The sequence below is a fragment of the Enterococcus sp. C74 genome (genome assembly GCF_040887125.1).
Taxonomy (GTDB): Bacteria; Bacillota; Bacilli; order Lactobacillales; family Enterococcaceae; genus Enterococcus_B; species Enterococcus_B hirae.
In genome coordinates, this window is the sequence record NZ_JBFOFA010000020.1 from 1 (window position 1) to 11,326 (window position 11,326).

General features: G+C 35.4%; 12 protein-coding genes. All 12 read right to left on the bottom strand.

Features of this window, described 5'->3' with window-relative positions; translation table 11 throughout:
- Positions 1–86 precede the first annotated feature (86 nt).
- Positions 87–875: a glycosyltransferase family 2 protein gene (locus AB3H93_RS13905; protein WP_088744928.1), complete on the bottom strand. Its 789-nt coding sequence runs from the start codon at positions 873–875 to the stop codon at positions 87–89.
- Positions 868–2,148, bottom strand: coding sequence for an O-antigen ligase family protein (locus AB3H93_RS13910; RefSeq protein ID WP_368020723.1), 1,281 nt, complete (start codon positions 2,146–2,148; stop codon positions 868–870). The genes AB3H93_RS13905 and AB3H93_RS13910 overlap by 8 nt, the downstream gene beginning before the upstream one ends.
- Before the next feature lie 79 nt (positions 2,149–2,227).
- Positions 2,228–4,057 carry a nucleoside-diphosphate sugar epimerase/dehydratase gene (locus AB3H93_RS13915; RefSeq protein ID WP_034698347.1) on the bottom strand — a complete coding sequence of 610 codons (1,830 nt, stop codon included), beginning with the start codon at positions 4,055–4,057 and terminating at the stop codon, positions 2,228–2,230.
- A gap of 81 nt (positions 4,058–4,138) precedes the next feature.
- Positions 4,139–4,807, bottom strand: coding sequence for a CpsD/CapB family tyrosine-protein kinase (locus AB3H93_RS13920; RefSeq protein ID WP_025480509.1), 669 nt, complete (start codon positions 4,805–4,807; stop codon positions 4,139–4,141).
- Positions 4,808–4,835: 28 nt separating this feature from the next.
- Positions 4,836–5,633 (bottom strand): YveK family protein, encoded by a 798-nt coding sequence (locus tag AB3H93_RS13925; RefSeq protein WP_034698350.1) that lies wholly within the window; start codon positions 5,631–5,633, stop codon positions 4,836–4,838.
- 19 nt (positions 5,634–5,652) lie between these two features.
- Complete coding sequence (locus tag AB3H93_RS13930) at positions 5,653–6,507, bottom strand: hypothetical protein (protein ID WP_051641758.1); 855 nt, start codon at positions 6,505–6,507, stop codon at positions 5,653–5,655.
- 212 nt (positions 6,508–6,719) lie between these two features.
- On the bottom strand, positions 6,720–7,427 hold the full coding sequence (locus AB3H93_RS13935; RefSeq protein WP_306172383.1) for a class D sortase: 708 nt from the start codon (positions 7,425–7,427) through the stop codon (positions 6,720–6,722).
- The gene (locus AB3H93_RS13940) at positions 7,420–8,001 is read right to left on the bottom strand and encodes a hypothetical protein (RefSeq protein WP_368020724.1); all 582 of its coding nucleotides are present in this window, start codon (positions 7,999–8,001) and stop codon (positions 7,420–7,422) included. The genes AB3H93_RS13935 and AB3H93_RS13940 overlap by 8 nt, the downstream gene beginning before the upstream one ends.
- A 492-nt stretch (positions 8,002–8,493) precedes the next feature.
- Positions 8,494–9,522 carry a tRNA (adenosine(37)-N6)-threonylcarbamoyltransferase complex transferase subunit TsaD gene (gene tsaD / locus AB3H93_RS13945; RefSeq protein ID WP_010718855.1) on the bottom strand — a complete coding sequence of 343 codons (1,029 nt, stop codon included), beginning with the start codon at positions 9,520–9,522 and terminating at the stop codon, positions 8,494–8,496.
- Positions 9,519–9,986, bottom strand: coding sequence for a ribosomal protein S18-alanine N-acetyltransferase (rimI, locus tag AB3H93_RS13950; protein ID WP_063627253.1), 468 nt, complete (start codon positions 9,984–9,986; stop codon positions 9,519–9,521). Before rimI (AB3H93_RS13950) ends, tsaD begins: the two co-directional genes overlap by 4 nt.
- A 9-nt stretch (positions 9,987–9,995) precedes the next feature.
- Positions 9,996–10,535 (bottom strand): ribosomal protein S18-alanine N-acetyltransferase, encoded by a 540-nt coding sequence (rimI, locus tag AB3H93_RS13955; RefSeq protein WP_010737793.1) that lies wholly within the window; start codon positions 10,533–10,535, stop codon positions 9,996–9,998.
- Positions 10,519–11,241, bottom strand: coding sequence for a tRNA (adenosine(37)-N6)-threonylcarbamoyltransferase complex dimerization subunit type 1 TsaB (gene tsaB, locus AB3H93_RS13960; protein ID WP_010718852.1), 723 nt, complete (start codon positions 11,239–11,241; stop codon positions 10,519–10,521). Before tsaB ends, rimI (AB3H93_RS13955) begins: the two co-directional genes overlap by 17 nt.
- Between the last annotated feature and the right edge of the window lie 85 nt (positions 11,242–11,326).

Here is an 11,326-nt window from a genome sequence, read left to right on the forward strand (position 1 = left end):
ATACTAAGATGAGGCTGCCCTTATCTTAGTATGTTTTATTTTTTGTCTAAGCCTGATTTATTTGTAAAGGAGACAAAGAAACCTTTTCATCCTTGTTTGCGGTGCTGATGCCAAAATAGGAGGTGTCTAGGAATCATTATCGCTATTAGTGGTTTCAAGACATACAGATAATGAACTTTAGCAACCTTTAATTCTTTGAAATTACGATATTTCAACCGACTTTCCCCAAGGCGATTTTTCCAGGAAATTTTTTTATAATACTCTTTATCTTGATAGTAATAAACTAAGTTTTCTTGTAAATTATAACCTTTGTGTCCCTTCGCATATAACCGCATATATAGGTCATAATCTTGTCCTCTAACAGTATCTTTTGAAACTCGATAACCCGCTACAGATTCTAAGATGTGTTTTCTAAACATAGCCGATGGATTGATGAACGGACTCGTTTTCAAGAGATCTTTTATTTCAGGTCGTTCTTTGACCACCCGTTCACCATAGACACCCTCTTGGTCCCATAAATAGGCATTACTGCCAACAAAACCAAATTCTGGATGAGCCTCTAAAAACGCTACTTGCTTTGCCATACGTTCCACGTGACAATAATCATCGTCATCTAGTTGCATAATGTAGTTCCCCCGTGCATGTTTGATTGCCTGGTTGCGAGTATAAGCACTTTTAGAATTTCTAGCGTTTTGATAGATTCTGATACGTTGATCTTGTTTTTTTAATTTCGTTAAAAGTTCCCAAGTATGATCTGTTGATCGATCATCGACAATAATGATTTCAAAATCTTGATAACTTTGTCTTAGTACAGAATTGACTGCTCGCTCAATCGATTTTTCTGCATTGAAAGTGGGAATAATCACACTAATCATTTGACTGCTCCTTTTTTCCATTTACTAGAGATCCCTGTTCTTTCACAACGAGTAAACCTACTAAGATCCATAGTAATCGTGAATTTTGTAAAGAAATACTAAAAGAAAAAATAATATTCGCTAATATTAAGAGACACAGCAACCATTTTTTCAGCAATAATTTTCTGACAAACTGACCAAATACCAACAACATTCCCATCATTGCTGGGACTATTCCCCATTCAACAGCTATTTGTAAAAAAGTATTATGAGCAATCGTCGGGCTTCCACTAACTGATAAAGCAACTGAAGAGTAGTCAACGAAACCGATACCCATGAAATGAGTCCGCGTTAACAAAAGTTGTGCTGTTTTCCAAGCTTCTGTTCTACCGGAACCTCCAGCAACGATTGCGCCATAAAAATTAGTGAAGACTCCCTCAAATCGGACAAATTGCGGAATGGAAAGAAAACGTGCAATTAAATTACTTACATAATCAGCAAAAAGAAAATGCGTACCGATAATCAATACACTCGCTGTCATGATTGTCATTACAAGATGTTTGACGTTGATATTTTTCCTAAATAATTTTTGAATTAGAAATAACAAATTGATTACTAAAAACGCTACAACCCCTGTTTTGGAAGCAGATAACAAAATACAGGATGTATAACCCATGAATGCAATCAGGTTCTTCCACTTACCTTTAAATGGTCTTAAGTACCAGATACAGTAGCCACATGTTTGAAGATAAGCAAAATAGTTAGGATCATTCATGAATCCTTTCAAACGTAGATCACCGAACAAAACAAATGATTTCAAACTTGCTGGAGCTACTAGAAAAATGAACATACTAAGACAGCCAAAAAAAAGTGTTCCGACTTTTACCCCAGATAAAAAATCTTTTTTTAACTCTGGATTTATATGAAGGATCGAGATCGTTAGAATCAAATAAAGGAGATTGACGAAAAATTTTTGTCCCGTCATGATGACTGAAAAAAGCGAAACAGAAGTATCCACCCATGAACTTAACAATATCGTGGACAATAACCGCCAACAAATAACCCCAATAAAAAATAGTACTAATTGTTTACTGAACACCACTTTTTTCATTAGTAGAAGGTAGCCAACTAATAGCACCATAAATACATCACTTATTGACATATTGATCCCGAAAAAAACACGCGAAATACAGAGTGTAAATCCCAATAGGTAAAGTAACCTTCCTAAAATTTTTTGGTTGCTTTTCGTTAATTCATCAATTGATGAGTACCCATTTGCTTCAATTGTTTTCATTTTCTATCTCCCCGTGCGCCTTTAACAGCAAAAATTCACTGATTGATTTATTTTTCCAATCATCATTTCTATCTTTTCTTCATTCATTAGAAGCATTTGCAAACGCTATAACTTTCTTGGCTGCTTCGCTTTCATCTTCTGGTAACTGTTCAATTAGCTGGGTGACTTCTTTTAAAGAAAAGCCTTTAATGTCCCCAACAAAAATCTTCTCAAAAATTTGCGTTTCTTTCTTTTCTTTTTCTAATAGCAATTCTTCATATAATTTTTCCCCAGGACGTATCCCTGTTTCAACAATCTCGATATCTTCTTCTGTATAACCACTCAAATGGATCATATTCTTAGCTAGATCCACGATCTTGATCGGCTTATCCATATCCAAAACAAAAATTTCTCCTCCCTTAGCCAATGCACCTGATTGAATAACTAATCTGCTCGCTTCAGGGATCGTCATGAAGTAGCGGGTCATCCGAAAATCGGTGACAGTGATCGGTCCCCCTCTTAAAATCTGTTCTTTAAACAGTGGAATAACACTACCTCTAGACCCAAGTACATTCCCGAAACGGACAGCCGAAAACTTGGTCTCACCAGATTGGTTCAGACTTGTGATTAACATTTCTGCGATTCTTTTTGTTGCTCCCATCACATTTGGCGGGCGATTTGCTTTATCAGAAGAAATCATCACAAAGTTCTTAACATGATTTTTTTTAGCTGCTTCCGCCACATTTTTTGTTCCGTTAATATTATTCTTAATTGCTTCTGTGGGATTATATTCCATCAGCGGAACGTGCTTATGTGCGGCTGCATGATAAACAATCGTGGGATGGTATTTTTCCATCAAATAAAAGATGCGTTCTCTATCTTGAATATCAGCAATGATTGGTAGAATCTCTACTTTCCTCTGAGGATCTAATGTAGTTAGTTCTCGATGAATCGAATAAATCGAATTTTCTCCATGTCCAAGTAAAATCAACTTTGCTGGTTCAAATGCCAAAACTTGCCGACAAATCTCTGAACCAATCGAGCCCCCAGCCCCAGTTACTAAAATCGTTTGTCCTTTTAATTGATAGCTGATACTTTCTAGGTCAAGGGAAACTTCCTCTCTTCCTAATAGATCGATCACATCTACTTCTTTTAATTGCGAAACATTGATTTTTCCGGTAGCTACTTCTTCAAAAGAGGGAACCATATTTACCTTGATATTCTTATTTTCAATGGATTGAACAAGCTGTTGGATCTTCTTTTTTGGTAACGAAGGAATCGCTATCGTAACCATATTGATACGGAATGTCTGGATCAATTGATTTATTTCACGGGTATTTCCCAGTACTTTTTTACCTAAAAGATAAGTTCCCCATTTGTTACAATCATCATCGACAAAGCCCACAACTTCAATATTATTCACAATTTGAGAACCTAAAAAACTTTGATACAGTAATTGTCCACCCTCTCCAGCACCAATGATCAAGATTCGTACTTTTTTTTCATTCGAACGACCATTTTTATTTTTCAATTCAACCCAGACCCGCCAGCCTAACCGACTACTAGCAATCAATAAAAGTGCCATTATGTAAGAAAAAACAACTAATCGCAAACTAATCTGGTACATGAGCTCCTGGTTAAACAAGTAAAACAAAGGAAAAATTGAAAATAACATAAAAGTGAGTGCCGCAAAGATCCCTAACAACTCATTAAGATTCGTATAACGATTGATTCTTGTAAATACTTTAAAGATCCCACCATAGAACAGATAACAAACAACTGATGAAATGAGTGTTATTGCCAAATAATCTCTATTGATGATAACAAATGGAACCATAAATATAAAACTGATGTAATTAGCAAGTATGATCAGAAAACTATCGAGTAGCACCAAACTAATCGCTTTGATTTTTCTAGTTGGTTTAATCAATAAATCACCTTCTTTAGTACTTGATATGCACGATCTTGATCAACATTTTCTTTCAATCATTTTAACACACCATCTACTACCTCAATAATAGTAGTTGATATCTTTCGACTTCTTTACTCCATTATAGACAATCCCTAAGATATTTGCCTGAGCGATCGTCAATAGTTCCTTTGCTTTGAACAATTCTTGCTTTAGCGTTTTTCGTTCTCTCACGACAATGATTGTACCATCTGTTTTTGAAGCTAGTATCTGTGCATCCGTCACAGGCACAACAGGCGGTAAATCAAAAATGATCAAATCAAAATTTACGCTTAATTCATCAATGATTTCATTCATTCGGCTTGACTCGAGTAATTCAGAAGGATTGGGAGGTTTTGGTCCACTGGTCATTGTCCACAAATGTGCAATATTTGTTTCATGAATGAATACGAAAGCTGATTCATTTCTTTTTTTTAACAGGTTAGTTAGTCCGTCACTGTTCGAGGTTGAACGAAATGTACTTTCTACACTTGGCTTTCTTAAATCTGCATCAATTAGGAGTGTTTTCTTCCCGCTATTTGCAAAAACAATCGCTAGATTCGCTGAAACAGTTGACTTCCCTTCCTCTGGACCTGCTGAAGTAACGACGATTGTCTTTATATCCTGATCAAATGAGCTAAATTGGATATTTGATCGAACCGTTCGATACTGTTCAGAGATCATGGACGATTGTTTACTAGCACTAATCAGAGGAACACCCTTTTTTTTCATATTATTTTTCACGTATTAGTCTCCTCATCTATTTTCGTGTGAACCGATTTTCTCTGCTTAGATGTGTACGCGCTCGTTGTCTATGTGTATGAGTTCCTTGTCGAGAGTATGTTGTGAGTTGAATCGATTGCCCACTTTCAATTTCCTTATTACTCATTTCACTAATTATCCCTAAGACTGGATACCCCATCGTTGCGAGAAAATGCTCATCCTTTACTGTTTTATCCAATATTTCTAACAAGACAGCCATCCCGATCCCTAGAAGTAAACCTAAAAATGCACCAAGAAAAAGATTCAACCGTTTATTGGGTGAAACCGGTAGCTGATTTGCTTGCGCAATTGATGTGATCGTTACTTTATTTACGTCTAAAACTTCTTTTACTTTTTCTTCAAAAGTATAAGCAAGAACATTTGCTATATTCGCAGCTTTTTCAGCTTCATCTGACATCACCTTGATATGGAACATTTGTGAATCTGAAGATTGAATAATCTGAATATTCTTTCTCAATTGATCTTTCGTTAAGTAATAAGCAAATTTATTTTCTAAGTATTCGGTTGCTTCATTAAGTACGATATCTCCTAAAATCATGTCTTTATATGTATTAATCAAGAGTACATTTGCATGTACTTCTGATTGTAAATTATGGTTGACGATTTCGTTTTTCGATTGAACGATCAATTCAGCCGATGAACTGTATGTTGGTGTAATAACAAAATAAGTTATTCCAGTCGCAACGGCGAAACCGCCGATCAATGAACAAATGATCAACAGTATCCGCTTTTTTAACCAGCTTAGTATCTCATTCAAATTAATAACCGCTTCCATCTTTTCGCCCCTTTCTATTCTATTTTTCACGTCGAACTATTTTCTTTCTGAAAAACTCACTTACGCCAAATAGGAACAAGCTCAACAGGATACTGAAAAGACCAAATTTCATAAACATAAAGAGAAAATTTTTCAAATAAGTCGTTAAAAATAAGTATAGAGCTTCAGAATGAATACCCAATCGTTCAATCAATCGAGTTACATACAAATAGGTCGGTAAAGCCCCTACCATTAATCCAGCTCCACCGATCACATAAGCAAGGTAACGTATAATTAAATGAAAGAAAGGTTTGTTAAGCGAAATGATTGCGGAAAATAAGATTCCAAAAAAAGCGACTGCAAAAATGAGCAACAGGTTAAGGGTGGATGTATAAGCCATTATTTTTTTGCCGTATAACGCAAAATAAGGGATTTCGATATCGCGCCGAACTGTTTCAATACTCACTTTTTTTAGTTTATTTACTGTGGTTTCAAATTCTGCATTTCTTGGGTAATTCTTTTCTTTTCCATAACTTTCTAATTGGCTTTGGACTGTCTCTTCTATTTGCTTCTCCCCTTCTAATTGAAAGGTTGAGCCAGCATAGATACTATGAATATATTGTTTGATATTATCATTTACTAAGCTTTCTGAAACTGTCTGATTCAACCATTTTTGGGAGATATTGGCACCTCTTCCTACATCAGCAATTGTGTGATTGATCTCTTTAGTGATCGTTTCCCCATAATGTGAGGATTCCACTGCACGGATCATAAAATTTTGATTGAATAAAGTAATCTTAAGAATGCCCAAGACAAAAATTGCAAATAAACTAAGCGAACAGATAAAAGCAAGAATCATTTTTGGCACTTTTCGCCATTGTTTTCTTTTTTTCATAACTATTTTTACCAAATGTAAGAAAAGACCATAAAATTTCACAAACTCATTGCAGCTTAAATTGCCCCACTTCGAAATTTTTTATCCACTAACTTCATTTTTAGTGAGCCAAACAAGCGATTATTCGATTGATCATTTGATTCTTTTTTGGTAAATCCACCTCTTTTCAAAGCGTTTTGCTTAACACATGAGTAGCGCAATTTTTCAATTCATTATTTATCTGGTTGGATCATTGGCCCCTTAATGAGATCGCCTAGAATAAATAATCTTTGATCCGTCATTCCAATACTATCGACTGGATAACAAGTATACAAAATCAGTTTTCCTTGCTGTTTTTGAACTAGAAGTTGACTAATCAATTTCGCATTTTTATCTAAAATCTTTGTTTCGTATACTTGGTAAACATACTCACCATAACTAGTGGAAATGTTAATCTTATCCGTAATTTTGACAGCACTTAATTTTCCAAATTCACTACTATTATGCCCACCAATCAATGTAGTCCCATGCTCACCTGGATACACAGACCCCATGTATTGTCCAGCACCCTCTCGTAAAATATCATCTGAGTCTCCATAATATAAGGGCACATTCAAATTTACAGAAGCAACATCAACCTGTCCATATTGATACCCGCTTCTTGGATAATCGATTTTACTGGAGGGAATGTTCTCTCCTTCCAACTCAATTGTTTTCCGTTTTTCTTCTAACTCACTAGTTGACATACCTTTAGCTGATGGTTGTGTCTTTTTTTCATATTTTGGAATATCCGAAAGCAGAAACAATCGTAAGGAAGAAGTCGTAAACTGAATGACAGGTCGCCCAATAATATACATTAGCGAATAACCCATGATCAAAAAAAAGATAGGGGTAAAAATCATTCCGCCTATTCTTTTTAATTTTTTCTTTTTTTTATGCAAGTTTGACTTTCTTTCCTACGATGAATGCACCTGTCGCAGTCATCATTAAACATCCAATTGCAAGAATGCTTGAGATAGGGAATGTTCCCGTTTGTTTAATCGGTTGTTTCGAGTTGAACACTGCTGAAATCGAGCCATCAGAGTTTTGTGTGCCTAGCTCAACATACCCTTTATTCCAACTTAAAACGACTAATCCTAAAGCATCCGCTGTTGATGAAATCAATTGCTGAATTTCCAAAATCGTTTCCCTGGGGATAATTTTTATTAAATCATTTATCGTATGAACCGATGACAAATCTATGTCTAAATTAATCAGTTTTTGCTTCACATTTTGGATATTTTTTACTGCTGTATCCACTTGTGACTTGGATAAATCATTTTGTTTTAAATAATTTTCAGTCTGTGTAATATATGTTTGAGGCATTTGAAATTCTTTGCCTTGAATTAAAATAGGTTGAGTCAATTCTTGGATGATCATTTGCTCATCTTGCGAAATCGCCCCGGCAGCATCAACATAAGACGTAAAAAAGAAACTACATAAAATTAAAACCATACTCTGTAACACATATTTCATCTTCTAACTCTCCTTTTCCTATCAAAATAATTAAACAACCATTAAAAAATAACACATAAAAGCATTTCTACCATCCATATTAGCATATGTTATTTCTTAAGACAATTAAATAAATGCCTTCAAAACAAATAACCATCGTAATAAAATCACTACTTGTGAAATAACAATTACTATTTAGAAATAGTTATTATAATAAGCGATTTTACTGAGAACATAGTATTTACGTCATTTGTATTCTTAATCTCTAATCCATATTATCGCGAGATCTCTTATTAATATAACGATTTGAACAATAGAACAAAAATTTCCAAATTTAGAAATTTTAAGTCAAAAAAGCTTGGAACAAATAAAAGATTGTCCCAAACTTTTTAATAGATGTAAAAATAAAAATGATATTCTAACTTTCATATTTCATTAATTAATCGATTTCACTTACTACAAAGTAAGTTTTTCTCAACCGCTCTTGCCATGTATACGAAAATAAGGTGAATTTTACTCATTTCCTCCTTGATTCAATACCACACTAGGTTTCGCATTTAAACGAAGATCAGCGAAATTGGCTTGTTTCAATTCTACATGCGCAGCTGCTCCAATCATTGCTGCATTATCACCACAAAGTTTTAATGGAGGGATCAGCAGTTCAATTTCTGGATGTTCTTTTTTCAATGCCTCTTCGAGCGTTTCACGCAATCCTTGATTGGCTGCAACTCCACCTGCTACAATCAATTGTTTGACTGGGTATTCGTTACAAGCACGAAGAGTTTTATTGACTAAAACGTCCACAACGCTCGCTTGAAAACTAGCAGCTAAATTATTTGTATCAAGAGTTTCTCCACGTTGTTGGGCATTGTGTACTAAATTGATAAAGGCGCTTTTTAAACCACTAAAGCTAAAATCATAATTACTTTCATGAATCATGGCTCTTGGAAAATGGTAGGTATCTTCACCACGATGCGCTAACTGATCGATTTCTTTTCCGCTTGGATAACTCAAACCTAAGACACGACCAACTTTGTCATAAGCTTCTCCAGCGGCATCGTCTCTCGTTTCACCGATGATTTGATAGTTCCCGTCTTCCTTCATATAGACCAACTCTGTATGTCCACCACTGACAAGCAATGCTAGTAGCGGAAATTCAAAAGGCTTTTGAAAGCGTGCAGCGTAAATATGACCTGCCATATGGTTCACAGGTATCAAAGGCAAATTGTTCGCCCAAGCAAAAGCTTTAGCGGCAGAAATCCCAATCAGTAACGAACCAACTAAACCAGGACCATAAGTAACCGCTACAGCACTCAGTTGTTCAACAGAAGTTCCTGCCTCCGCCAAAGCATCTTCGATACATAAGGTGATTTGCTCTACATGATGGCGACTTGCTACCTCTGGAACAACACCGCCAAATCTTTTATGGCTGTTAATCTGTGAAGCAATGACATTGGCTAAAATCTCATCACCATTTTTCACAACTGCGACACTCGTTTCATCGCAACTTGATTCAATTGCCAGAATCAATTCTTCTTTCATTTCATCGTCTCCGTTTTTAACTTTGTACTCATAATGATCGCATCTTCTACTGGATCATGATAATAAGATTTTCGTTTCCCTAGTTCTCTAAATTTCTCTGATTGGTAAAGATGACGAGCTGCTAGGTTAGACGTTCGTACTTCTAAATAAACATTATATGTTCCTGCTTGTTTTTCTCGGTCTAATAAAAAGCGTAATAACTGACGTGCATACCCTTTTTTTTGCAGTTTTTTTGCCACAGCAATATTCGTGATCTCCGTCTCATCGATAACTTTCGAATAACCAATGAATCCTTGGAGTAGCGAATTTTCCACCAATAAGTAATATTGCGTATGTGGTTGTTGGATATCCATTAAAAATTGGTCTTTGGTCCAAGGAGAACCATGTTCATATGCTTCCTCACAAAGCGCCCATAAACAAGACGCTAACTGTTCATCTTCAAAGTCATTCTTAGTATAAATCAATTGTACCTCTCATTTTTCTAAATATTTGATCATTTCTAATCCATCTTCATTTGTTTGGGTATAATACCCTTTTTTTACTTTGTTCGATTGAAATCCTAATTTCCGATAGAGTCTTTGGGCATCTTGATTACTCATTCTCACCTCTAAAGAGAGTGTGTCACAGCGATTCATTATAGCAAATTTTTCAATTTCGTCAATTAACAATGTACCGATATTTCTTCGTTGGTACACAGGAATAACCGCAATATTTGTAATATGGCAATCCAAGCCAAAAATTCTCGCACCTATAAATCCAATTAACTGTTCACCGTCTAGTATTCCTAAGTATAAATTTTGAAAAGGTGAATTTAATTCAGAAAGGAAGGCACTTTTTGTCCATGGTAATTCGCCATTGTATACCTGGCGTTCAATCGATAATAAATCTTTGATATCTCGAGGTATCAGCTCTTTTATTCGATAGCTTTTCCCTTGATTTTCAATTATCTTAGTAGCAAATTCTTTTTTTTCATAGAATAAACTTCTAGCATATGCTTTAAATTTTTTCAACATATCTTTCGTCTCCAGGAGTGTGGGTTTCCAACCACTTTTCCTCTGCTTCTACTTTTTTCAAATAACGTGGTACAAAATTGGTTAAATCTCTTACTGGTTCACGATTGGCCCCTAATGTTGCAATCGTACAGCCATTAGGAAGATCCCATTCAAGCACCTTATTTATTTCTGCTTCATGTAATACTTCCTTTATTTCATTCGTAAATTTTTGCGTATCTGTTCCGACAAATAAGATAGGTTCATCGAACTGAGACAGTTGCTTAAGCAGTTCTTCAATTGAAATATGTACATCTTCAAGAACTGTTTCTAATTTTCCATTTTGTCTTCGGTACACACCAGCATAAACATTTTTTCTTCTTGCATCAAATAAAGGCACGATCAATCCATTTACGTTCCGGCAATTAGCAGCAATTGCTTGTAAACTTGAAATCCCCACAAGTTCTTTACCCAATGTATATGCAAGTGTTTTTGCAGTAGTTACACCGATTCTTAGACCGGTGTATGAACCTGGTCCATCGGAAACAGCAATTCGATCGATAGCGGTTGGTGCTAATCCGAGTGCTGAGAATAACTGATCGATAGCCGGCATCAAACTAACGCTATGATTTTTCTGTTTATTGATTTGGATTTGCCCTAAGACAGTATCATCTTCAATTACGCCGATCGCTAAAGTTTGATTAGCGGTGTCTATCCCTAATGTAATCATTTTGATGCATCCTTTCTACTAACTTCTATCGTTTTATATTGTAGCATACTTCTTGCTAAGAAAAAGACAATTCATTTCAGAAAAA